Raw genomic sequence first — 22,344 nt, 5'->3', positions numbered from 1 at the left:
CGGGGCACCCACCCGGGGGAACATCATTGACAGGTACGAGGAACGGGGAACCATGACCACCAGGGACGACGCAGCCGGAGCACCGGACGCTGCCACGTGGCGCCGGAGCCAGCTCGACGGGCTGCTCACCTTCGCGGAGGCGTCGCTGGGAGCGGACGGCGGGGCTCGCTGGCTCGACGACAAGGGCGCGCCGGACCCCCGCGAGCCCGTGCACACGTGGATCACGGCGCGCATGGCGCACATGTACTCGCTCGGCTCCTTGCTGGGCGTCCCTAGGGCGGACGAGCACGCCGACCTGGCGCTCGAGGGCCTGCGGACCTACCTCGCCGACCCCGTGGACGGCGGCTGGTTCGCCTCGCGAGGGCCGGGGGACGCGGTGGACGACACCAAGAGCGCCTACGCGCACGCGTTCGTGGTCCTCGCGGCCGCGAGCGGGACCGTGGCCGAGCGGCCGGGCGCACGCGAGCTGCTCGACGTCGCCCTCCGGATCCTGGAGCAGGAGTTCTGGGAGGCGGAGCAGATGCTGTGCGACGAGTGGGACCGCGCCTGGACGACCTGCGCTCCTTATCGTGGTGCGAACGCGAACATGCACGGGGTCGAGGCGATGCTCGCGGCGCACTCGGCGACCGGTGACCCGCTCTGGCTCGCTCACGCGACGGCCGTCGCCGACCGGGTCGTCGCGGTGGCCGCCGAGTGGGAGTGGCGCGTCGTCGAGCACTTCGACGAGTCCTGGAACCCCGAGCCCGAGCTCAACGCCGAGCGCCCCAACGACCAGTTCAAGCCCTACGGCTCGACCCCGGGGCACGGCTTCGAGTGGGCGCGGCTGCTGGTGCAGCTCGACGCCGCGAGCGACTCCGCGGGTGCGGGCGCGTCCGCGGGCATCCCGGGACCGCACCTCGAGGCGGCCCGCCACCTGTTCGACCGGGCGCTCGCCGACGGCTGGGACCCGGACGAGGGCGGGTTCGTCTACACCGTCAACTGGCACGGCCGCCCCATCGAGCGGCGTCGCTTCCACTGGGTCGCGGCCGAGGCGATCGGTGCCGCCGAGGTGCTCGCCAAGGCCACGGGGGAGGAGCGGTACGCGCGGCTCGCCCAGGAGTGGTGGGCGTACGCGCAGGCTCACCTGGTCGACGTCGAGCACGGCTCGTGGCACCACGAGCTCGACGTCCACAACCGCCCGTCGGGCGTCGTGTGGGACGGCAAGCCCGACATCTACCACGCGGGGCAGACCCTGCTCCTGGCCGACGTGCCCGTGACGGGGAGCCTCGCGGAGTCGGTCAAGGCTGCCGTCTCGCGCTGAGCCTCCTGCCGGCCCCCAGCCGGCTGCGGAGCCCGTGCGCGGCACGCCGGGCGCGTCGCGCACGGGCTCCGCACTCAGCGCGTGCCGTAGATCTGCACCTCGGCGGCCTTGACGGCGAACCACACGCGCTCGCCCGGGGCGAGGCGCAGGTCGGCGACCGAGCGGGGGGTCAGGTCGGCGGCCAGGTGCCCGACGGCGTCACGCACCTCGCGCGGACCCGGCACCTCGCCCCAGGCCCGGAAGAGCTGCCCGTGCGGCTCGATCGAGGTGATGGTCACCGCGAAGGCGTTCCGCGGGCTGCCCGACGGCGCCTCACGGTGGATGGCGACCGCGCGGGGCTCGAACACCGCGACCGCGGGATCGCCGGGGACCAGGTCGGCCGCGTCGGCGACGACGCCCGCGACCGTGAGCGCCGGTCCGCGGCCCAGCTGGCCGGTGCCGAGGTCGGTGCCGGTGCCGCCGCGTGGCACGGTGTCCTGGACCGGGCTCGTGGTGACGGTCGGACCGCCGACGGGTCCGTCGCTGGTCGTGAGCAGCAGCCCGCCGTCGGTCGCGACGCCCGCGAGGAGGTTGATGCCCGCGAGGCGCGCCGCGAAGCGGGACCGGGGACGGGTCAGGACCTCGCGTGCCGGGCCGTCCTCCACGACCCGGCCCTCCTCGAGCACGACCGCCCGGTCGGCGAGCAGGAGGACGTCGAGCAGGTCGTGCGTCACGAGCAGCGTCGTGCGCGGAGCGGCGCGCTGCGCGTCGTGCAGGACCCGGCGCACCTGCTGCGCGACCCCGACGTCGAGCGAGGCCAGCGGCTCGTCGAGCAGCAGGACGCGCGGGTCGGTCGCGAGCGCCCGCGTGATCGAGACCCGCTGGGCCTGGCCACCCGAGAGCGCGCCGGGGCGACGTGCCGCGAGCGGTCCGGCACCGAGCCCGTCGAGGCGCTCACGGGCGTCGACCCGTGCGGCACGGCGGGGCACACCCCGAGCCCGTAGGCCGAACGCGACGTTGTCCGCCGCGTCGAGGTGCCCGAACAGCAGCGGCCGCTGGGTCAGCCAGCCGACCCCGCGGCGGCGCGGCGGGACCGAGAGGCCGCGCGAGGTGTCGGTCAGGACCTCGCCGTCGACCGTGACGCGGAGCTCGTCGGGCGGGGACCCCGGCGCGGGTGCGTTCGTCCGCGAGCCGGGAGCGGCGCCGTCGGGCAGGGAGCGCCGCGCGCGGCGGGATCCCGCGCGACGCGGGTGGTGCGCGCGGTGGGGGAGCAGGCCCGTGACGGCCTGGAGGACGGTCGACTTCCCGGCGCCGTTGGGCCCGAGGATCGCGACGACCTGGCCGGGCTCGACCGTGAGGTCGAGGTCGACGCCGCGTTCGGCGAGGCGCACGCGCACGCCGAGGGTGACGGGCTCGCCCGCTATGGGGCTCGTGCCCGGCTGCCGGGGGTGACCGGGCCGGTCGTCGTCGCCAGGATGCTCGTCGGCCCCGGTGAGCCCCCGGTCACGCCCGGTGCCCCGGTCGGGGTCGAGACCCCGGTCGTCCTCGGCGGACGGCCCCGCCTCTCGGACGCGAGGCTCCGTGCTCCCGAACGGCCCGCCGTGCACGGCCGCCGTGACGACCACGGCCACGACCACGAGCAGGAGCGAGAGCGCTACCGCTGCGTCGGGGTCGGCGCTGCGCTGCAGGTAGATCTCGAGCGGCAGGGTCTGCGTGACGCCCTGGAGCGCCCCGGCGAACGTGATGGTCGCGCCGAACTCCCCGAGGGCGCGCGCGAACGCGAGCACCGCCCCGGACACGAACCCGGGAAGGACGAGCGGCAGGGTCACGCGGCGCAGCACGGTCGTGGGGGAGGCACCGAGCGTCGCGGCGACCTCCTCGTAGCGCGCGTCGTGGGTCCGCAGCGACCCCTCGAGGCTCAGCACGAGGAACGGCAGCGCGACGAAGGTCTGCGCCATGACCACCGCGGTGGTCGTGAACGCGACCTCGATCCCCAGGACGGACAGGTGCTGGCCGATCAGCCCGCGCCGCCCGAACGTGTAGAGCAGCGCGATCCCGCCCACGACGGGCGGCAGGACGAGGGGGAGCAGCACGAGCGCACGGGCCACGCGCTGCCCGGGGAACGTGGTCCGTGCGAGGACCAGGGCCATGGGTGCGCCGAGCAGCACGCAGCACGCGGTCGCGACGAGCGAGGTCCGTACCGAGAGCCACAGGGCGTCGGTCGCGGTGGGCGAGGTGAGCAGGTCCCAGATCCCGCCGAGCCCCCCGGACACGTCGAGGCGCGCGACCATCGCGACCACGGGCACGACGACGAACAGGGCGCCGAGCAGCGCGGGCGCGAGCACCCAGCGCGGCAGGCCGCGCATCAGTCGGCCTCCCGCTGCCGCCCGAGGCCCCGGCCCCGGGCGCGCCCGAGGATCGAGCCGAGACCGGTCCCGCCCCCGCGTCCTGGCCTCACGGTGCCCCGAAGCCCGCCTTCGCGAGCGCGGCCTGGCCGACGGGGCCGGTCACGAGGTCGAGCCACTCCTGTGCCAGTGCGGCGTCCGCGGCGCCCGACGTCATGGCGATCGGGTAGGTGTTGACGACGGTCCTGGTCTCGGGCACGTCGATCACCTCGACGTCGTCGCCCGCGAGGGTCGCGTCGGTCACGTAGACGATCCCGGCGTCGGCCTCCCCGGCGGTGACCTTGGCGAGGACGTCGGTCACGCTCGCCTCCTCGCTCACGCGGTGGACGGCGGTGCCGGCAGCGGCCTCGACCTTGGCGGTCGCGGACCCGCAGGGCACCTCGGCCGCGCACACGACGACCTTGAGGTCCTCGCGCGACAGGTCGGCGAACGACGTGACGCCGCCGGGGTTCCCGGCGGGGACGACGACCGTGAGCGTGTTGGTCGCGAACACCACGGGGTCGGCCGCGTCGCCGCCCTCGACGACGCGGTCCATGTTCTTGGTGTCGGCCGACGCGAACACGTCGCCGGGGCTGCCGGCGAGGAGCTGGTCGGCGAGGTCGGCCGACCCGGCGAACGACAGGGCGACGCTCACGCCGTCGTGCTCGGTCTCGAAGCCCTCGGCGAGCTCGGCGAACACGTCGCGCAGCGACGCGGCGGCGAGCACCGTGAGGGTCTGCTCCTCGACGGCCGCGTCGGGTGATGAGGTGGCGCCGGCGGCGGGGGCCTCGCTGCCCGACGACGTCCCGCACGCTGCGAGGGCAGCCGTCAGCAGGGCGGTGGTCGCAATGGCGAGCGCGCGCCGCGTGGCTCGCCGGCGGGGAGCGGTGGACGACCGTGCGGTCCGGGGAGCGGGGGTGGTGCGGTTCACGCGATGCCTCCTGGCGTCTCGACGATCACGGTGGTGGCCTTGACGACGGCGACCGCGAGGCTGCCGGGCTCGAGCCCGAGCTCGCGCACGGCCTCGGTGCTCATGAGCGACACGACGCGCTGCCCGCCGCACAGCATCTCGACCTGGGACATGACGGTGTCGCTCACGACGTGGGTCACGATCCCGACGAACCGGTTCCGGGCCGAGCGGGCCACGCCCGAGGGGTCGCTCGTGGGGGACTGGGCGTTCCGGGTCGCGAAGCGCGCGAGCTGCGCACCGTCGACGACCTTGCGCCCGGAGTCGTCGAGGGTGACGTCGAGGTCTCCGGCGTCGACCCAGCGGCGGACGGTGTCGTCGCTGACACCGAGCAGGTCGGCAGCTTCGCGAATCCGATAGTGCGGCATGAGAGCGAGCATAGTGCCGCAGATGCGGAAACGTTGCGACACGATGTCACGATACGAACGGGTTGGCGGTGATATGCCTGATTCCGCGGGTCGTGCGTGGCATGCTCCGAGAGGCGTGCGGGGCGCGCGCCGGGGAACGGGGAGGGGTGCTTGTCGTGAGTCGGTACTGGAGCTCGCTGGCCCTGGTCGTGATCGGTGCGATCTGGGCCGTCGGAGGAGTCGTCACGGTGATCGCGGGAGGTGACGAACCCGGGTCGCCGATGCTCTGGGTCGTGCTGGGCGTGGTCGCGGTCGTCGCCGGGGTCGCGAGCTACGTGGTGCGTGCTCGGCGCGACGTCTGACGAACCCTCACGCCTCAGGGACGCGAGAGGCCCCGCACCGTGTCGGTGCGGGGCCTCTCGAGCGGAGCGGATGACGGGAATCGAACCCGCGCTATCAGCTTGGGAAGCTGAAGTTCTACCATTGAACTACATCCGCATGACGTGGAACCCTGCAGCTCGCAGGCCGTCTCCGGCCGGTGCGAACCGGTCAGGAACCGGCGTGCGTCCACGATCATACCCAACACGGGCCATGATGCCAGCATCCGAGCCTGCACTACGCCTGAGGAGGCGCCTTGTCCGAGAACCCGTACCAGCAGCAGCCCACTGATCCTGCGGCTGGAGCGGACCCGTACGCGGCGCAGCAGCCCGCGTACGGCCAGCCGGCCCAGCCCGGCTACGGCACGCCCGCCGGTTCGCCCGCGGCCCCGGGGGTTCAGGGCTACCCGCCCGTCGACCCGTCTGCGGGCCAGCAGGGCGGCTACGGCGAGCAGGCCGGTTATGGGTACGCCGCCCCGGCGGACCCCTACGCCCAGCAGGCTCAGCCCGGCTACGGCGCCCCCGCGGACCCGTACGGCCAGCAGCCCGGCTACGGCTACGGTGCCCCCGCGGACCCGTACGGCCAGCAGGGCCAGCCCGGCTACCAGCAGCCCTACGGCGCGTACGGAGCCCAGCAGACCGGCTACTACGAGGACCCGAACGCCAAGTCGCGGCTCGCGGCAGGTCTGCTCGGCATCTTCCTGGGCAGCCTGGGGATCCACCGGTTCTACCTGGGGTACACCGGGGTCGGCGTGACCATGCTGCTCATCTCGGTGCTGTCGCTGGGGATGCTCAGCTGGGCCGTCGCCATCTGGGGGCTCGTCGAGGGCATCCTCTACCTGACGTCCAAGTCGGGTCAGTACGCGGTCGACTCGACGGGCCGCCCGCTGCGCAGCTGACGCAACCGGCTCCGCGAGCGTCGGACCCGAGGCCGGTCAGGCGTCCGAGCCTACCTGCCTGACCTGCCTCGGGACCGGCGCCTCGGGACACCGGCTCACGCCCGGCTCGCGGGGGCAACCGCCGCGGAGGCAGTGCTCCCGCAGGCCGCCCCGGACCGCCTCCCGGCGGCGACCCGGCGCGGAGTACCGTTGCCCCGTGCTCCTCTCCGACCGCGACATCACTGCCGAGATCGACGCCCAGCGGGTCCGCCTCGACCCCTACGACCCCGCGATGCTCCAGCCGTCGAGCATCGACGTGCGCCTGGACAAGTTCTTCCGGCTGTTCGACAACCACAAGTACCCGTTCATCGACCCGTCGACGGACCAGCCGGACCTGACGCGCCTCGTCGAGGTCGAGCCGGGCGAGCCGTTCATCCTGCACCCGGGCGAGTTCGTCCTGGGCGCCACCTACGAGCAGGTCTCGCTGCCCGACGACGTCGCGGCCCGCCTCGAGGGCAAGTCCTCCCTGGGGCGCCTCGGGCTCCTCACCCACTCGACCGCCGGCTTCATCGACCCCGGGTTCAGCGGCCACGTGACGCTCGAGCTGAGCAACGTCGCGACGCTCCCCATCACGCTGTGGCCCGGGATGAAGATCGGCCAGCTGTGCTTCTTCCGGCTGTCGTCGGCGTCGGAGCACCCGTACGGCTCGTCGATCTATGGTTCTCGGTACCAGGGTCAGCGGGGCCCGACGGCCTCGCGCTCCTGGCAGAACTTCCACCGCACCGACGTGTGATCCCCAGCCGGCTCACCCGAGCCCGCCAGATCGGACGTTCTCACCGCAGAGAGGCTGACACCACCGTGTCCCAGGCGCCCAGCTCGACCCTCCAGCCGTTCCCCGCGTCGTCGGCGCAGGGCCACCAGGCGCGGCACCTGCTCGCGCTGCCGGGGGACGTCGAGATCGACGAGGTCGAGACCCTCGCCGTGTCCAGGTTCGCCGGGGCGCGGTGGGACGTGGCGCCGTCGGGCACGGATCCCCTGACCCCGGCGCCCCGCACGGCCAAGCCGGGCGAACCCGGGGTCCTGCGCACCTCGCGCCACTCGACGCTCACGGGGCCGTACTCGCCGTGGTCGGCGGACGGCACCAACCCGGGCCTGCCGCCCGGCACGGAGCAGGTGTACGACGTCGTGTGCCCGCGCGAGCGAGGCGACGTCCCGTTCCCCGGTGGTGGGGACCGCGACGGCGTCGGGCGAGCTTTCCCCGCGGGCCTGCCCACGCGCGAGGAGGAGCGCGTCATCGCGTGGCTCGTCGAGGTCGCGCGCCGCCTGGGCGGCTCGATCCGGGTGGACGCGGGCAACCCGGCCGCACCTGCGGTCGTGCTCACCCCGGACCCGGGCGTCGCGGTCGACATGTCGGTGTTCTCGGACGTGTGGCTCGACCCGGAGGCCGCGCTGTCGGTCGTCTCGAACGTCCACCCGCGCGTGGTGCTCGCGACCGAGGGGCGCTCGTACGGGGGCCCGCCCCAGGGCATCGGCGAGCTGCCGCTGTACCGGGGCGAGAAGATGGACCCCGAGCTGAGGCGCGCCCTGCACGCCCAGGCCGACGACATCGACATCGCCGCACTGACGAGCGGCAAGGTGCTCGACGGCTACGGCCTGATCCTCGACATGGGGGTCGACGGCCTGGTGGCCGTGGAGATCGGCGGCGAGGAGCAGCTCCCGCTCCTGCTGCGCAACCTCCCGTGGGCCTCGCAGGGCGCGGTCGCCTACCGGTTGCGCTGGGAGCCGCGCGACCTGGTCGAGGCACAGATGGAGTCGCCGTCGTTCGAGCTGAAGATCGCGCGCAAGCGTGCGGCCGAGCTCATCGCGACCGTCACGCGGGCGCTCTACGCCGCGGTCGGTGGCGAGATCGCCGACGAGGCCGACTTCCTCGTCGACCCGCAGGACATCTGAGCGACGGGTGCGGGCCGGCCCGCGGTCCGCACCCGCCGGCCCGGGGGCGTGGTTGCGCTCCCAGGGGCCCGCGAAATACTCTGTGCCGAGTAGTCGAAGACGGGCGAGAACGGGCGAGGCGGACATGGTTGACGACGCAGCGTCCGGCGACGCGGCCACAGTGCGGCGCCGCGCGAACGCCCTGGCGCTCGCGGTCCTCGCGCAGCTCGCAGAGCGGCCCATGCACCCGTACGAGATCGCCCGCACGCTCAAGGACCGCCGCAAGGACGAGTCCGTGCGGCTCAACTACGGCTCGCTCTACTCGGTCATCACGGCGCTCGTGCGCGACGGGTTCATCGAGCCTGCGGGCACCGAGCAGGACGGGAACCGCCCGCAGCGCACCGTCTACCGGCTGACTTCCGCGGGGCGCACCGAGCTCGACGACTGGATGCGCGCCCTGCTGGGCGCGCCCGTCAAGGAGTACCCGCAGTTCATGGCGGCGCTCAGCTTCCTCCCGCTGCTGGAGCCCGACGACGTCGCGGACCTCCTGCGCACCCGCCTCGTCGCTCTGCGGGTCAAGGTCCGCAGGATCGAGGACGACCTGGAGGACCTGGACGACGACGACGCCGCCGACGGGGCGCGGGGCGAGACGTCCGAGCTCGCGGTCGCGGGTTCGCGGTACGAGCTCGCGATCCTGCGCGCCGAGCTCGCGTACACCGACGTGCTGGCGCGACGCATCGTCGACGGGACCCTCGGGGGGATCGAGGCGTGGCGGTCGGCCGTCCGCTGACGCCCTCCGCGGGCACCGACGCCTCGCCACGTCGTGGCCCGCTCGTGTGTTCCCGCTGAACCTGTGACATCACCCACCGATCCTCGGGGCGCCGAGTGGTCACCAGGGCCTCGTTGAACGGTAAAATACCTACCGGACCCGGTGTGTCTCCGGGCCGTCCTCTGCATGCGCGCTGTCGCGTCGTCCTGGTCGGTCCTGACGGCAGCCCCTGGTCCACGTTCTCGCCCACCCGCCCCCGACCAGGACGGAGCGGACGTGCTCTATCTGCTCGTTGCGCATCTGGCAATGGCACTCGGCGCGCCCGCACTCGTGTCGGTGCTGGGCCGCAAGGCGTTCTTGGTGATGGCCCTCGCGCCCGCCTCCGCCGCTGTCTACGCCCTCAGCTGGACCACACGCGTCATGGACGGCGTGCACCCCACCGAGGTCACCCAGTGGGTGCCCGGGCTGGGGCTCGAGCTCGCCTTCCGCATGGACACCCTGTCCTGGCTCATGCTGCTGCTCGTCGGCGGCGTGGGGGCCCTGGTCCTCGTCTACTGCTCGGCCTACTTCTCTCCCACCGCGTCCGGCCTCGGGCGCTTCGGTGCCGTGCTCACGGCGTTCGCGGGGGCCATGGTCGGCCTGGTCACGGCCGACGACATGCTGCTCCTGTTCATCTTCTGGGAGCTCACGACCGTCTTCTCCTACCTGCTGATCGGCCACTACGCCGATCGCAAGGCGAGCCGGCGAGCCGCGATGCAGGCCATCATCGTCACGACCGCAGGCGGTCTGGCGATGCTCGTGGGCGTCGTGATCCTGGGGGTCCAGGGCGGCACCTTCCGTCTCTCGGAGATCGTCGCCGACCCTCCGACGGGCGGGGCCGTGACGGCCGCGACCGTGTGCCTGCTGGCCGGGGCCGCCAGCAAGGCCGCCCTCATCCCGCTGCACTTCTGGCTCCCCGCGGCCATGGCCGCGCCCACCCCGGTCAGCGCCTACCTGCACGCCGCGGCCATGGTCAAGGCCGGCGTCTACCTCGTGGCGCGGTTCGCCCCCGCCTACTCCGACACCACGGTCTGGCGCACGATCGTCATCGTCCTGGGCGTGGGCACGCTGCTCGTGGGCGGCTACCGCGCGCTGCGCCAGCACGACCTCAAGCTCGTCCTGGCGTTCGGGACCGTGAGCCAGCTCGGCCTGATCGTCCTGCTCGTCGGGCTCGGGACGCGGTCCGCCGCCCTCGCGGGCCTGGCGATGATCGGCGCGCACGCCATGTTCAAGGCCTCGCTCTTCCTCGTGGTCGGCGTGGTCGACGCCGCGACGGGCACCCGTGACCTGCGCCGGCTGACGGGCGTCGGGCGCGCGCTGCCGCTGACCGCGCTCGCGGGCGGCCTCGCGACCGCGTCCATGATCGGCCTGCCCCCGCTCGCGGGCTACGTCGCCAAGGAGGCCGCGCTCGAGGCGCTCCTGCACGGCGAGGGACCCACCTGGGTCGACGCCGTGGTGCTGATCGGCGTCGTCGTGGGCTCGATGTTCACGGTCGCCTACGGTGCCCGCTTCTTCTGGGGCGCGTTCGCGACCAAGAAGCACGTCGCGGCGGCCGTGGCCCGGGCCAACGAGCACGTCCGCCTCAACGCGACCGGCAAGCAGCTCGTCGCCCAGCGCGGCGCGGGGCTGCCGCTGCCCGACGAGGCCCCGATCGACCCGGCCCGCATCCACCGCCAGCCCGTCCTCCTCGTGTGGCCTGCGCTCGTCCTGGCGCTGCTCGGCCTCGCGGCCGCGCTCGTCCCGCACTTCGGCGAGAACCTGCTCGCGCCCTACGCCGACACCTACCCGACCGGCGAGCCCGGGCACCTGACGCTCTGGGCCGGGTTCACGCCGGCCCTGGGGCTCACGGTCCTGATCCTCGCCGTCGGCGCGCTGCTGTTCTGGCAGCGCAAGGCCGTCGAGCGGTTCCAGGCCTCGCTCTGGACCGGCCCGGAGGCCGACCGCACCTACCGCCGGATCATGCGCCGCCTCGACGACGTCGCTGCCGACGTCACCGCGGTCACGCAGCGTGGTTCGCTGCCGTTCTACCTCGGCGCGATCCTCGTCGTGCTCGTCGTCGGGCCCGGCCTCCTGATGTTCATCGGCGGGCAGTGGCCCGAGCAGGTCAAGGCGTGGGACCGCCCGGCGCAGATCGCCGCGGTCGCGGCCATCTGCGTCGCGTCCGTCCTCGCGGCCCGCTCGCGCCGTCGCCTCAAGGCCGTGATCCTCGTGGGCATCGCGGGCTACGGCAACGCCATGCTGTTCCTGCTGCACGGCGCCCCGGACCTCGCGCTCACGCAGGTCCTCGTCGAGACCATCACCCTCGTGGTCATGGTCCTGGTGCTCCGCAGGCTCCCTCCGTACTTCTCCAACCGGCCGCTCGCGACGTCGCGCTGGGTGCGGCTCGTCCTGGGCGTCGCGGTGGGCGTGGTCATGATGGGCTTCGCCCTCACGGTCCCGCTCGCCCGCGTGGCCAGCCCCATCTCGCTCGACTTCCCGGCCGAGGCGTTCATCCACGGGTACGGCAAGAACATCGTCAACGTGACCCTCGTGGACATCCGCGCCTGGGACACCATGGGCGAGATCTCGGTGCTGCTCGTCGCGGCGACCGGTGTCGCGTCCCTGGTCTTCCTGCGGACCCGCAGCGGCGAGATCCTGCGCGAGCGCAACGCGACGTCGTCGGGCGCCGCGACCCCCGGGATCTGGGCCAACGAGGAGGACCCGGGCGCCGCGCTGCGCCGCCGAGGCGTCGACGAGGCGACCGCGGAGGGCAAGCAGCCTCGCATGCTCGTGTGGCTGAGCGCGGGGCGCACGCTCGCCCCGCAGCGACGCTCGGTCATCTTCGAGGTCGTCACGCGCGTGCTCTTCCACTCGATGATCGTGTTCGCGATCTTCCTGCTCTTCTCGGGGCACAACGCCCCCGGTGGCGGCTTCGCGGCCGGGCTCGTGGTCGGGATCGCGCTGATCGTTCGCTACCTCGCGGGCGGACGCTACGAGCTCGGCGAGGCCGCTCCGGTCCACCCCGGTCTGCTGCTGGGCACGGGGCTGTTCCTGTCCGTCGGGGTCGGGTTGATCGGCCTGATCATGGGCGGGAGCGTGCTGCAGAGCGTCGCGATCGACCTGACCCTCCCGCTCGTCGGGACGATCCACCTGGTCACGTCGCTGTTCTTCGACATCGGGGTGTTCCTCGTGGTCGTCGGCCTGGTCCTCGACATCCTGCGCACGCTCGGTGCCGAGATCGACCGGCACGGTGAGGCCGCGGCCCGGGAGGACGCGGGCCCCATGGAAGCGATGGAACCGGACCAGATCGGAGGGGGGCGACGATGAACCCGACGAACCACCTGCTCGCGCCGCTCCTGCTGCCGGCAGCCGACATCGACCCCGCAGAGGTCGCGCGGACCACCGACAGCATCGACATGACCCCGAGCCTCGTCCTGGTCCTGGCGATCGGCGTCCTGTTCGCCACGGGTGTCTACCTGCTCCTCGAGCGCAGCCTGACGCGCGTGCTCATCGGCTTCATCCTCATCGGCAACGGCGCGAACCTCATGTTCCTCGTCGCCGGAGGGCGGGCCGGGGGCGCACCGATCATCGGGAAGACGGAGCCGGCCCAGATGAGCGACCCGCTCGTCCAGGCCATGGTCCTGACCGCGATCGTCATCACCCTGGGCCTCACGGCCTTCGTGCTCGCCATGGCCTACCGGTCGTGGCAGCTGCACGGCCACGACGAGGTGCAGGACGACCTCGAGGACCGCCGCGTCGCGCGCCACGCCGCGCGCAACGCCCCGGCGTTCGAGGACAGCGACACCGAGGAGAGCGGAGCCACCCTGGACGACGAGGCCGCCGAGGTCTACGACGAGACCGACGGCGACGGGGACGGGGAGACCGACGCGCGCGACGGGAACCGTCCTGGGCCGGACAAGGCGGCACGCAGACAGGGCAGACCGGGCACCGGAGGAGGTGAGGGCCGATGACCTTCCCCGACAGCTTCGCGACCCTCGTCCCGCTGCCCGTCGTCCTGCCGCTCTTCGCGGCGGGCCTCGCCCTTGCGCTGTGGCGTCACCCGCGCGCCCAGCACATCATCTCGGTCGCCGCGCTGACGCTGGTCCTGGCCGCCTCGATCGGGCTGCTCATCGGCGCCGACAGCGGCCCGATCGTGGTCGACGTCGGGGAGTGGGCCGCGCCCGTCGGCATCGACCTGGTCGCGGACCGGCTCTCGGCGCTCATGCTCACGGTCTCGAGCTTCGTGCTGCTGTGCGTCCTGCTCTACTCGCTGGGGCAGGGCGTGGCCGACGGGCACGACAAGGCCCCCGTCTCGATCTACCACCCGACCTACCTGGTCCTGGCCGCGGGCGTCGCCAACGCGTTCCTCTCGGGCGACCTGTTCAACCTGTACGTGGGCTTCGAGATCCTGCTCGCCGCGTCCTACGTCCTGCTGACGCTCGGCGGGACGGGCGAGCGCATCCGCGCCGGGTCCATCTACGTGGTCGTCGCGCTCCTCTCGTCGGTCATCTTCCTCGTCGCGATCGCGCTGACCTATGCCGCGACGGGCACGGTCAACCTGGCCCAGCTCGCCGAGAGGCTCCCGGACGTGGACCCCGGGGTCCGCATGACGCTGCAGCTCCTGCTGCTGCTCGCGTTCGGGATCAAGGCGGCGATCTTCCCGCTCTCGGCCTGGCTCCCCGACTCGTACCCGACGGCGCCCGCCCCGGTCACGGCGGTGTTCGCGGGGCTGCTCACCAAGGTCGGCGTCTACGCGATCATCCGCACCCAGACGCTCCTGTTCCCCGACAACCGCCTCGACACCGTGCTCATGTGGCTCGCGCTGCTGACCATGGTGATCGGGATCCTGGGCGCCGTGGCGCAGAACGACATCAAACGTCTGCTGTCGTTCACCCTGGTCAGCCACATCGGCTACATGATCTTCGGCATCGCGATGGCGTCCGAGGCCGGGATGGCGGCGTCGATCTTCTACGTCGTGCACCACATCACCGTGCAGACGACGTTGTTCCTCGTGGTCGGGCTCATCGAGCGGCGGGGCGGATCCACGTCGCTCGACAAGCTGGGCGGCCTCGCGAAGATCGCGCCGGGGCTCGCGATCCTGTTCTTCGTCCCCGCGATGAACCTCGCGGGCATCCCGCCGCTGTCCGGATTCCTCGGCAAGGTCGGCCTCCTCCAGGAGGGCGTCGCCCAGGGCACGCCGCTCACGTGGGCGCTCGTCGTGGGCAGCGTCGTGACCTCGCTCCTGACGCTCTACGCGATCGTCAAGGCATGGAACAAGGCGTTCTGGCAGACGGCACCGGTCGAGCTTCCGTCGACGGGCACCCCGCGCGGCATGGTCGGGCCCACGACGGCGCTCGTCGCGTTCGGTCTGGCCCTCACGTTCGCCGCGGGCCCCCTCTACTCGTACGCCGAGCGCGCTGCAGGGAATCTCATGCAGCCCTCGACGTACGTCGACGCGGTGTTCCCCGACGACTCGGGGCGTGGGCAGGGAGTGTCGAGCGACCTCGTCGAGGAAGAGCAGCAGGGAGGTGAGGACTCATGAGCCTGCACCGTCGGAGAGGACCGCTCGCGGGCGGCTGGTTCGGCCGGCTCACCGCGCAGTGGCGGACCGTTGCCTGGCTGACGGTCGTGTGGGTCATGCTCTGGGGCGACCTCTCGTGGGGCAACCTCATCGCGGGCGTGATCATCGCGAGCCTGCTCATCACCTTCATGCCGCTGCCGTCGATCGCGACGAGCGGGACGGTCCGTCCTTGGCCCCTGCTCGTGCTGGTCTCCCGGTTCGTCGCCGACCTCGTGGTCGCCTCGTTCCAGGTGAGCATGCAGGCCTTCCGCTTCCACCACACCCCGCACGGGGCCGTGGTCGGTGTCAGGCTCCGCAACCCCTCGGACATCTACATGACCATCACGGCCGAGCTCAGCTCGCTCGTGCCCGGATCGCTCGTCATCGAGGCGCACCGGCTCACGGGCATGCTCTACCTGCACGTGCTCGACCTCGACGCCGCGGGCGGCGCCGACAAGGTCCGCCAGGACACGCTCGACCTCGAGGCGCGGGTGCTGCGCGCGTTCGCGTCCAACGAGGAGCTCAAGGCCGCCGGGCTGTACCACCACCCGGGTGAGCCGTCCGTGCCCGCGGGAGCGGCGCCGTCGGGCACGCGCGGGGCGGGCGACGCTGCCGACGACGCTGCACGCCGGACCGATCGACGTACCGACCGACGGGAGGGGAAGCGATGATCGTCGTCGTCCTGATCTGCGCCGTGCTCCTCGCATCGGCCGCGACGCTCGCCGTCGTGCGTGCCGAGAAGGGGCCGTCGATGCTCGACCGCACCATCGCGCTCGACGTCTTCACGACCACGCTCGTCGGCACCATCGCGCTCGAAGCCGCCTGGTCGCGGCGCACCGAGACCATCCCGATCCTCGTCGTGCTCTCGCTCGTGGGCTTCGTCGGGTCCGTGACCATCGCGCGCTTCGCGTCGGTCGAGCCCGAGGGCGAACGACGCATCAAGACCCGCGAGGAGATCGCGGCCGAGGAGGCCGAGCGGCTCGCGGCCGAGGACGACGAACGCGACATGGCTGCCGACCCCGAGCACGGCGCGGAGCACGAGCCCGACGACCTCGCGGAGGCGGAGCCCGCCGCCGCCCCCGAGGTCGACGGCACGACCGGACCCGAGGAGGCACGCTCATGAGCTGGACCGTGGTGGCCGACGTCCTGGCCGCGATCTTCCTGCTGTGCGGGGCGTTCCTCGCGTTCGCCGCGGGCGTGGGCGTCGTGCGGTTCCCGGACCTGCTCGCACGCATGCACGCCGCGACCAAGCCCCAGGTGCTGGGCCTGATCCTCGTGCTCATCGCGCTCGCGCTGCGGATCCGCAGCTGGTCCGCCGTGGGCATGCTCGTGCTCGTCGTGATCTTCCAGCTCATGACGTCGCCCGTCGCGGCGCACATGGTCGGGCGCGCGGGCTACCGGACCGGGAAGGTGCGTCCGGACCTGCTGGTGCTCGACGACCTCACGGCCGACCAGGAGGCCGCAGACCGGGAGAAGGTCGAGGCCGACCGCGACGCGGCGCAGGCCGCGACCGACGCCGAGGGGGACGGCCGGCCCGTCGAGGGGGACGGGGACACCCGCCGAGGGTGACCTGTCCCCGCGCGCCCCGCCGGGTCCGGTGATAGACCCGCTACATGACCTCGTCGTCCCAGCCGCCCTCGACCACCCCCGTCGCCGACAGCCCCCGGGTCGTCAAGACCGAGGAGCACGCCGAGAGCGCGCTCACGGTGATCGTCGCGTTCGGCGCGAACCTGCTCATCGCGGTGGCCAAGTCGGGCGCCGCGGTGATCACGGGCTCGGCCTCGATGGTCGCGGAGGCCGTGCACTCGTGGGCCGACACGGGCAACGAGGTGTTCCTCCTGCTCGCGAACAAGCGGTCGCGCAAGCCCGCGGACCACGACCACCCGCTGGGGTTCGGGCGCGAGGCGTACGTGTGGTCCATGTTCGCGGCGCTCGGGCTGTTCGCGGTGGGCGCGGGGGTCTCGATCACGCACGGCATCCAGGAGCTCGTGCACCCTGAGCCGGCCGACGACTTCGGGATCGCGTACGCGGTGCTCGGCGTCGCGTTCGTGCTCGAGGGGGTCTCGTTCCTGCAGGCGAACCGGCAGGCGCGCAAGGAGGCGAAGGCGGCCGAGCGAGACCTGCTCCAGCACGTCCTGGTCACGTCCGACCCGACGCTGCGGGCCGTGTTCGCGGAGGACGCCGCGGCGCTCATGGGGCTCGTGGTTGCGTTCGTGGGCATCTTCCTCCACCAGGTCACGGGGTCGCCCGTCCCGGACGCGATCGGCTCGATCGTCGTCGGCCTGATCCTCGGGGTCATCTCGTGGATCCTGATCGACCGCAACCGGCGCTTCCTCGTGGGCGAGCCCGCGGGGGCCGCGACGCGCGACGCCGCGCTGCGCGAGCTGCTGGCCGACCCCGAGGTCGACCGGGTGACCTACCTGCGTCTCGAGTACGTGGGTCCGCGCTCGCTCTACCTGGTCGCGAGCGTCGACCTCGTGGGGGACGACGACGAGCACGTGGTCGCCGAGCGCATCGACGCGCTCGAGCGTCGGGCGACCGCTGCGCCCGTGATCGCGGGGGCCGTGATCTCGGTGTCCCCGGCGAGCGAGTGGTCGCTCGTGCCGTCGGACGAGCCGGGCCGGCGCGACCTCGCCTGATCCTCGGCTAGGTCCGGTCCGGTGCGGGTTCCAGGTCTACCTCGTCGTCGCGGATGACGACCTGCTGTTCTGGGCACACAGGCCCGGAGACCAGCACGACCTGCCCCGAGGAGAGCTCGATCGTGATGTCGCCCGGCGTGCAGCCGTAGTCGAGCAGGACCGCTCCCTCGCTGGAGGCGACCTCGAACTCCTCGTCCCCGGTCGAGACCGTCACGTCCCCTGCGCTCGAGTTGTAGAAGCCCAGGTCGCCAGCAGGCCCGCAGGCGGTCAAGGTCGCCGTGAACGTCAGGACGAGGAACCCGCTGCGCGCCGCTCGTGTCCGCCCACTCATCCCACTCATCGAGTCCCCCTGCTCACCATCGACCTGCTCACCATCGACCGACCGGGGACGAGGCGCGACATCAGCCGGCACGAGGAGCGCGCATCCGGGCGGCCGCGCATCAGCCGGGCAGCCGCCTGTCGAGCCAGCCGAACACCTCGTCGAGGAACGCGCTGCGCGCCGGCTCGGGGGACAGGACCAGGTCGTGCGCGCCGCCCTCGATCTCCACGAGCGTCACGTCGTCGCCGAGCCCGGGGGCGCGGTCCTTGATGTGCTGGACGTCCAGGACGCTGTCCGTGGTGATGACCTCGGGGTGCCAGCCCTTGTTCGGGCCGGACCGTGTCGAGGTCAGGACGAGCACGGGGCACTCGATGTGCAGCCCGCGCGCGATCTGCGCGTGCCCGCGGCGGATCTCGCGCAGCCAGCCGGCCCGGACGGGGAAGCCCTCGTGGGGCTTCCAGCCCAGCTCGTAGTCCCACTCGCCTCCGGTTCCGGCGTGCAGCGCCTGCCCGTAGGCGTCGTCGAGCGACCCGACCTTCAGGCGAGGGGCGAAGCGCCCGACGACGTCGATCACCCGGGTGGAGACCACGCGGTCGAACCAGCTCGAGTTGAGGTCGAACCACGGGCTGTTGAGGACGAGCGCGGCGATCCTGCCCGGTCGTGCGTTGGCCCACAGGCTCGTGACGAGACCGCCCGTCGAGTGCCCCACGACGACGAGCTCGTCGTGGCCCTCGGCACGGATCGTGGCGGCCGCGGCGTCGAGGTCCTGGGCGTAGACACTCAGGTCGTCGACCATGTTGGGGTCCTTGCCCGCCTCGGTCCAGTGCGCGAGCGAGCGGCCGTAGCCCCGCAGGTCGATCGCGTAGAACGCGTAGCCGTGGTCCTCGAAAGCGTCCCCGAGGTGGGCCTGGAAGAAGTAGTCGACGAACCCGTGGACGTACAGCACGGCCCGACGGCGGCGCTCACCTCCCGCGGGAGGCGTCGCCTTGCGGACGAGCGTCGCGGTGTCGCCGTCGGGGAGGTCGAGCGTGCGGGCGACCCACTCGGGGCCGAGGACGTCCTGGTGCCAGCCGTTCGTCATGGTGCAGCCCTTCGCCCGCGTACTCGGGCGGTATCGCGGTGCCGCCATTGTGCCCCTTGCGGGGTGCCCTGTCAGGACGAGCGAGGAGGCGTGCCTCGCTCGTCCTGAAGCCCCTTCCGAGAGGGCTGCCCTCGGTCGGTACGACCGGGTTCGCGCGGTCGCTCCCGCCTCGCGAGCGGGAGCTTCCCGCCCTGCTCGCCGGACGGGAGCCGCGGATCAGGCGGGTGGTGCGGGGCTCGCGGGCGGAGCCGGAGGAGCAGCAGGCGCCGCGGGCGGTGCCGGGCGGAGGTCCTCGCGCAGGCGTGTGGTCTCGTCGAGCTCGGAGTCGTCGGCCTGCTCGGTCCAGGGCTCGGTGACCTCGGCCGTCCAGGTCTGCGCGGGCTGCGGGTGGGCAGCCGGGGGCGCGTACTGCGCCGGCGCCTCCGGCTGTGCGACCGGTGCGGCCGGCGGGACCGCGGAGGCGGGCACGTCGGGAACCTGCGGGGCCGGCGCGTGCGGCGGTGCGAACTGCTGCCCGGCTGCCGGCGCAGGCGGTCCGGGCGGGGCCGGCGGGGTCTGCTGCGGTGCGTACTGGTCGACCGGGACGGCCTGGGCCCCGGCCTCGACCGCGTGCGGAGGCTGCGCCGGGTACGACGGCTGCCCCGGGTACGACGGCTGCCCGGGGTACGGAGGCTGTGCCGGGTACCCCTCGACGGGGGCGCCGTGCCCGTACGGCTGGGCGACGGGTGCCTTGCGGGGGCGCAGGAGCAGCCAGGTGACGAGCCCGATGACGACGAGCCCGAGGAGCACGATCACCACGATCGCGACGAGTGCGAGGTTCACAGGGCACCCCCGGTGGCGAGGTCGGAGGAGAGCTGGTCTCCCGGGTGGGCCGGTGCCGTCGTGCGGGCGCCGCGGTCCGGTGCGAGGGTGGCGGAAGGTTCGAGCCGTCGTGTAGTCACGCCCCCAGCATCCCGTGGATCACGGGACGAGAAAAGGGGAACCACCGGCTGGTACGGCAGCCGTCAGACACAGTTGCCGACATGACGGACAGACTTGAGTGGAATACGCTCAAGTTTGGTCGCGTTGATCCAGGTAGACCCAGACCCCAGAAGTACCGGAGACCCCATGGACACCAAGTTCACCACCATGTCCCAGCAGGCCATCGGCGAGGCCATCCAGACCGCCTCGGCCGCCGGCAACCCCCAGCTCGAACCCGTCCACCTCCTTGCCGCACTGCTCACGCAGGAGGGCGGCGTCGCCGTCGGGCTCCTCGACGCCGTGGGCGCGAACGCCCAGGCCATCGGCCAGAAGGTGCGCGCGGCGCTCGTCTCGCTGCCCACCGCGAGCGGATCGGCCGTCGCGCAGCCGACGGCGTCGCGCGCGACGTCGACCGCCCTCGACCTGGCCTCGAAGGAGGCCCAGGGCATGGGGGACGAGTACGTCTCGACAGAGCACCTGCTCATCGGCATCGCCGCAGGTTCCTCGCCCGCCGCGCAGATCCTCACGGACGCCGGGGCGAGCGCCGACGCGCTGCGCTCGGCCCTGCCCGCGGTCCGCGGCTCGGGCCGCGTCACGAGCCCCAACCCCGAGGGCACCTACAAGGCCCTCGAGCAGTACGGCCAGGACCTCACCGCGGCCGCGGCCGAGGGCAAGCTCGACCCCGTGATCGGGCGCGACTCGGAGATCCGGCGCGTCGTGCAGGTCCTGTCGCGGCGCACCAAGAACAACCCTGTCCTGATCGGTGACCCCGGCGTCGGCAAGACGGCCGTGGTCGAGGGGCTGGCCCAGCGCATCGTCGCGGGCGACGTCCCCGACTCGCTCAAGGGCAAGAAGCTCATCTCGCTCGACCTCGCGGCCATGGTCGCGGGCGCCAAGTACCGCGGTGAGTTCGAGGAGCGGCTCAAGGCCGTCCTGGAGGAGATCAAGTCCTCCGACGGCGAGGTCGTGACCTTCATCGACGAGCTCCACACCGTGGTCGGTGCGGGCGCGGGCGGAGAGGGCGCCATGGATGCGGGCAACATGCTCAAGCCCATGCTCGCCCGCGGCGAGCTGCGCCTGGTCGGTGCGACGACCCTCGACGAGTACCGCGAGCACATCGAGAAGGACCCGGCCCTCGAGCGCCGCTTCCAGCAGGTCTTCGTGGGCGAGCCCTCGGTCGAGGACACCGTCGCGATCCTGCGCGGGCTCAAGGAGCGCTACGAGGCGCACCACAAGGTGACCATCGCGGACTCGGCGCTCGTGGCTGCCGCCGCGCTCTCGGACCGCTACATCACGGGCCGCAAGCTCCCCGACAAGGCGATCGACCTGGTCGACGAGGCCGCGTCGCGCCTGCGCATGGAGCTCGACTCGTCGCCCATCGAGATCGACGTGCTCCAGCGCGCCGTCACGCGCCTCGAGATGGAGGAGGTCGTGCTCTCCGAGTCCGACGACCCCGCCTCGCGCGAGCGCCTCGAGAAGCTGCGTGCCGACCTGGCCGACCGCCGCGAGGAGCTGTCTGCGCTGACCGCGCGCTGGGACGCCGAGAAGGCGGGCCACAACCGCGTCGGCGACCTGCGCGCCAAGCTCGACGAGCTGCGCGTCCAGGTCGAGCGGGCCATCCGCGAGGGCGACCTCGAGACCGCGGGGCGCATCCAGTACGGCGAGATCCCGCAGCTCCAGGAGCAGCTCCAGGCGGCCGAGCAGGAGGAGGCGTCGATCGACAGCGACGAGTCCGCCACGGCGCCGCCCCAGGCGCCGATGATCGCCGACAAGGTCGGTGCGGACGAGATCGCCGAGGTCGTGTCCGCGTGGACCGGCATCCCCGCGGGCCGCATGCTCCAGGGCGAGTCCGAGAAGCTCCTCCACATGGAGGACGTGATCGGCAAGCGCCTGATCGGGCAGAAGGCTGCGGTCGCCGCGGTGTCGGACGCCGTACGACGTTCCCGCGCAGGCGTCGCCGACCCCGACCGCCCCACGGGCTCGTTCCTGTTCCTCGGCCCCACGGGCGTCGGCAAGACCGAGCTCGCGAAGGCGCTCGCGGACTTCCTGTTCGACGACGAGCGCGCCATGGTGCGCATCGACATGTCGGAGTACAGCGAGAAGCACAGCGTCTCGCGCCTGGTCGGTGCCCCTCCGGGGTACGTCGGCTACGAGGAGGGCGGCCAGCTCACCGAGGCCGTGCGGCGCAGGCCGTACTCGGTCGTGCTGCTCGACGAGGTCGAGAAGGCGCACCCCGAGGTGTTCGACATCCTGCTCCAGGTGCTCGACGACGGTCGCCTGACCGACGGCCAGGGCCGCACGGTCGACTTCCGCAACGTCATCCTGGTGCTGACGTCGAACCTGGGCTCGCAGTTCCTCGTGGACCCGCTGCTCGACGACGCGGCCAAGCGTGAGGGCGTCATGTCGGCAGTGCGGGCGAGCTTCAAGCCCGAGTTCATCAACCGGCTCGACGACGTCGTGATCTTCGACCCGCTCAACCTCGACGAGCTGGGACGGATCGTGGACATCGCGGTCGACCGGCTCGGCGAGCGGCTCGCGGACCGTCGTCTGACGCTCGAGGTCACGGCCGGGGCACGCGAGTGGCTCGCGCTCGAGGGCTTCGACCCCGCATATGGAGCACGCCCGCTGCGCCGCCTGGTGCAGCGCGAGATCGGCGACCGCCTCGCGCGCAAGCTGCTCGCGGGCGAGATCGCGGACGGCGACACGATCGTGGTCGACCGCTCGCAGGTCGAGGGCGAAGGGCTCGAGCTCCGCGTCCAGCAGTGACGGCCCGGTGAGGTGCGTGCCGTCGGGCAGGGGATCCTCCTGCCCGACGGCGTCGCTCGCCTCGTGCGTGG

Annotated in this window: 20 protein-coding genes and 1 tRNA gene; 14 read left to right on the top strand and 7 right to left on the bottom strand. The window is 72.7% G+C overall.

Annotated features, from left to right (window positions below; all coding sequences use genetic code 11):
• Positions 1-52 precede the first annotated feature (52 nt).
• A complete protein-coding gene (locus ASE27_RS16090; RefSeq protein WP_056652726.1) occupies positions 53-1,300 on the top strand; it encodes an AGE family epimerase/isomerase in 1,248 nt (415 codons plus the stop codon).
• Between the two features lie 74 nt (positions 1,301-1,374).
• Here ASE27_RS16090 and ASE27_RS21200 read toward each other — a convergent pair whose 3' ends face one another.
• The 3 genes from ASE27_RS21200 to ASE27_RS16075 form a co-directional block, all read right to left on the bottom strand.
• Positions 1,375-3,645 (bottom strand): ABC transporter permease, encoded by a 2,271-nt coding sequence (locus ASE27_RS21200; RefSeq protein ID WP_056652723.1) that lies wholly within the window; start codon positions 3,643-3,645, stop codon positions 1,375-1,377.
• Between the two features lie 88 nt (positions 3,646-3,733).
• Positions 3,734-4,594, bottom strand: coding sequence for a molybdate ABC transporter substrate-binding protein (gene modA, locus ASE27_RS16080; protein ID WP_082609023.1), 861 nt, complete (start codon positions 4,592-4,594; stop codon positions 3,734-3,736).
• Positions 4,591-4,998 (bottom strand): molybdopterin-binding protein, encoded by a 408-nt coding sequence (locus ASE27_RS16075; protein ID WP_056653484.1) that lies wholly within the window; start codon positions 4,996-4,998, stop codon positions 4,591-4,593. Before ASE27_RS16075 ends, modA begins: the two co-directional genes overlap by 4 nt.
• A gap of 155 nt (positions 4,999-5,153) precedes the next feature.
• Here ASE27_RS16075 and ASE27_RS16070 point away from each other — a divergent pair, with 155 nt between their 5' ends.
• On the top strand, positions 5,154-5,339 hold the full coding sequence (locus tag ASE27_RS16070; protein ID WP_056652720.1) for a hypothetical protein: 186 nt from the start codon (positions 5,154-5,156) through the stop codon (positions 5,337-5,339).
• A 65-nt stretch (positions 5,340-5,404) separates the two neighbouring features.
• On the opposite strand, the gene ASE27_RS16065 is transcribed toward ASE27_RS16070, so the two are convergent.
• Positions 5,405-5,475: transfer RNA gene (locus tag ASE27_RS16065), tRNA-Gly, on the bottom strand.
• A 136-nt stretch (positions 5,476-5,611) separates the two neighbouring features.
• Here ASE27_RS16065 and ASE27_RS16060 point away from each other — a divergent pair.
• From ASE27_RS16060 to ASE27_RS16010, 11 genes are all read left to right on the top strand, one after another.
• The gene (locus ASE27_RS16060; RefSeq protein WP_056652717.1) at positions 5,612-6,253 is read left to right on the top strand and encodes a TM2 domain-containing protein; all 642 of its coding nucleotides are present in this window, start codon (positions 5,612-5,614) and stop codon (positions 6,251-6,253) included.
• Between the two features lie 196 nt (positions 6,254-6,449).
• Entirely contained in the window at positions 6,450-7,025 is a 576-nt protein-coding gene (dcd, locus tag ASE27_RS16055) for a dCTP deaminase (protein ID WP_056652708.1), read from the top strand.
• A 65-nt stretch (positions 7,026-7,090) separates the two neighbouring features.
• Positions 7,091-8,182: a hypothetical protein gene (locus tag ASE27_RS16050; RefSeq protein WP_056652704.1), complete on the top strand. Its 1,092-nt coding sequence runs from the start codon at positions 7,091-7,093 to the stop codon at positions 8,180-8,182.
• A 124-nt stretch (positions 8,183-8,306) separates the two neighbouring features.
• Positions 8,307-8,951, top strand: a complete 645-nt coding sequence (locus ASE27_RS16045; RefSeq protein ID WP_082609022.1) for a PadR family transcriptional regulator — start codon at positions 8,307-8,309, stop codon at positions 8,949-8,951.
• Between the two features lie 285 nt (positions 8,952-9,236).
• Positions 9,237-12,275 (top strand): Na+/H+ antiporter subunit A, encoded by a 3,039-nt coding sequence (locus tag ASE27_RS16040; protein ID WP_235535459.1) that lies wholly within the window; start codon positions 9,237-9,239, stop codon positions 12,273-12,275.
• A gap of 89 nt (positions 12,276-12,364) precedes the next feature.
• Positions 12,365-12,919 carry a Na(+)/H(+) antiporter subunit C gene (locus ASE27_RS16035; protein WP_056653481.1) on the top strand — a complete coding sequence of 185 codons (555 nt, stop codon included), beginning with the start codon at positions 12,365-12,367 and terminating at the stop codon, positions 12,917-12,919.
• Positions 12,916-14,490, top strand: coding sequence for a Na+/H+ antiporter subunit D (locus ASE27_RS16030; protein ID WP_056652695.1), 1,575 nt, complete (start codon positions 12,916-12,918; stop codon positions 14,488-14,490). The genes ASE27_RS16035 and ASE27_RS16030 overlap by 4 nt, the downstream gene beginning before the upstream one ends.
• Positions 14,487-15,179: a Na+/H+ antiporter subunit E gene (locus ASE27_RS16025; RefSeq protein WP_082609021.1), complete on the top strand. Its 693-nt coding sequence runs from the start codon at positions 14,487-14,489 to the stop codon at positions 15,177-15,179. The genes ASE27_RS16030 and ASE27_RS16025 overlap by 4 nt, the downstream gene beginning before the upstream one ends.
• Entirely contained in the window at positions 15,176-15,631 is a 456-nt protein-coding gene (locus ASE27_RS19935) for a monovalent cation/H+ antiporter complex subunit F (RefSeq protein ID WP_082609020.1), read from the top strand. The genes ASE27_RS16025 and ASE27_RS19935 overlap by 4 nt, the downstream gene beginning before the upstream one ends.
• Positions 15,628-16,077: a monovalent cation/H(+) antiporter subunit G gene (mnhG, locus tag ASE27_RS16015; RefSeq protein WP_082609019.1), complete on the top strand. Its 450-nt coding sequence runs from the start codon at positions 15,628-15,630 to the stop codon at positions 16,075-16,077. The genes ASE27_RS19935 and mnhG overlap by 4 nt, the downstream gene beginning before the upstream one ends.
• Before the next feature lie 44 nt (positions 16,078-16,121).
• Positions 16,122-17,147, top strand: a complete 1,026-nt coding sequence (locus ASE27_RS16010) for a cation diffusion facilitator family transporter (RefSeq protein ID WP_082609018.1) — start codon at positions 16,122-16,124, stop codon at positions 17,145-17,147.
• A 7-nt stretch (positions 17,148-17,154) separates the two neighbouring features.
• Here the strand turns inward: ASE27_RS16010 and ASE27_RS16005 are convergent, their stop codons facing one another.
• The 3 genes from ASE27_RS16005 to ASE27_RS20325 form a co-directional block, all read right to left on the bottom strand.
• The gene (locus ASE27_RS16005) at positions 17,155-17,487 is read right to left on the bottom strand and encodes a hypothetical protein (protein ID WP_157257670.1); all 333 of its coding nucleotides are present in this window, start codon (positions 17,485-17,487) and stop codon (positions 17,155-17,157) included.
• Positions 17,488-17,587: 100 nt separating this feature from the next.
• Positions 17,588-18,547, bottom strand: a complete 960-nt coding sequence (locus ASE27_RS16000; protein WP_056652690.1) for an alpha/beta hydrolase — start codon at positions 18,545-18,547, stop codon at positions 17,588-17,590.
• A 216-nt stretch (positions 18,548-18,763) separates the two neighbouring features.
• Positions 18,764-19,369, bottom strand: a complete 606-nt coding sequence (locus ASE27_RS20325; RefSeq protein WP_056652687.1) for a hypothetical protein — start codon at positions 19,367-19,369, stop codon at positions 18,764-18,766.
• Between the two features lie 285 nt (positions 19,370-19,654).
• On the opposite strand from ASE27_RS20325, the gene clpB reads away from it, so the two are divergent.
• The gene (clpB, locus tag ASE27_RS15990; RefSeq protein WP_056652684.1) at positions 19,655-22,273 is read left to right on the top strand and encodes an ATP-dependent chaperone ClpB; all 2,619 of its coding nucleotides are present in this window, start codon (positions 19,655-19,657) and stop codon (positions 22,271-22,273) included.
• Positions 22,274-22,344: the final 71 nt, after the last annotated feature.

The sequence above is a fragment of the Oerskovia sp. Root918 genome, assembly GCF_001428945.1.
GTDB classification, from domain to species: domain Bacteria; phylum Actinomycetota; class Actinomycetes; order Actinomycetales; family Cellulomonadaceae; genus Oerskovia; species Oerskovia enterophila.
This window is presented reverse-complemented; position numbering and strand designations above follow the sequence as displayed.

Excerpts from the sequence above, each read along its gene's own strand:
- ASE27_RS21200 (WP_056652723.1), bottom strand. The coding sequence starts at position 3,645 with ATGCGCGGCCTGCCGCGCTGGGTGCTCGCGCCCGCGCTGCTCGGCGCC.
- ASE27_RS16035 (WP_056653481.1), top strand. The coding sequence starts at position 12,365 with ATGACCCCGAGCCTCGTCCTGGTCCTGGCGATCGGCGTCCTGTTCGCC.
- ASE27_RS16045 (WP_082609022.1), top strand. The coding sequence starts at position 8,307 with ATGGTTGACGACGCAGCGTCCGGCGACGCGGCCACAGTGCGGCGCCGC.
- mnhG (WP_082609019.1), top strand. The coding sequence starts at position 15,628 with ATGAGCTGGACCGTGGTGGCCGACGTCCTGGCCGCGATCTTCCTGCTG.
- clpB (WP_056652684.1), top strand. The coding sequence starts at position 19,655 with ATGGACACCAAGTTCACCACCATGTCCCAGCAGGCCATCGGCGAGGCC.
- ASE27_RS16030 (WP_056652695.1), top strand. The coding sequence starts at position 12,916 with ATGACCTTCCCCGACAGCTTCGCGACCCTCGTCCCGCTGCCCGTCGTC.
- ASE27_RS16025 (WP_082609021.1), top strand. The coding sequence starts at position 14,487 with ATGAGCCTGCACCGTCGGAGAGGACCGCTCGCGGGCGGCTGGTTCGGC.
- ASE27_RS16005 (WP_157257670.1), bottom strand. The coding sequence starts at position 17,487 with ATGAGTGGGATGAGTGGGCGGACACGAGCGGCGCGCAGCGGGTTCCTC.
- ASE27_RS16075 (WP_056653484.1), bottom strand. The coding sequence starts at position 4,998 with ATGCCGCACTATCGGATTCGCGAAGCTGCCGACCTGCTCGGTGTCAGC.
- ASE27_RS16000 (WP_056652690.1), bottom strand. The coding sequence starts at position 18,547 with ATGACGAACGGCTGGCACCAGGACGTCCTCGGCCCCGAGTGGGTCGCC.
- ASE27_RS16090 (WP_056652726.1), top strand. The coding sequence starts at position 53 with ATGACCACCAGGGACGACGCAGCCGGAGCACCGGACGCTGCCACGTGG.
- ASE27_RS16010 (WP_082609018.1), top strand. The coding sequence starts at position 16,122 with ATGACCTCGTCGTCCCAGCCGCCCTCGACCACCCCCGTCGCCGACAGC.
- ASE27_RS16040 (WP_235535459.1), top strand. The coding sequence starts at position 9,237 with ATGGCACTCGGCGCGCCCGCACTCGTGTCGGTGCTGGGCCGCAAGGCG.
- ASE27_RS19935 (WP_082609020.1), top strand. The coding sequence starts at position 15,176 with ATGATCGTCGTCGTCCTGATCTGCGCCGTGCTCCTCGCATCGGCCGCG.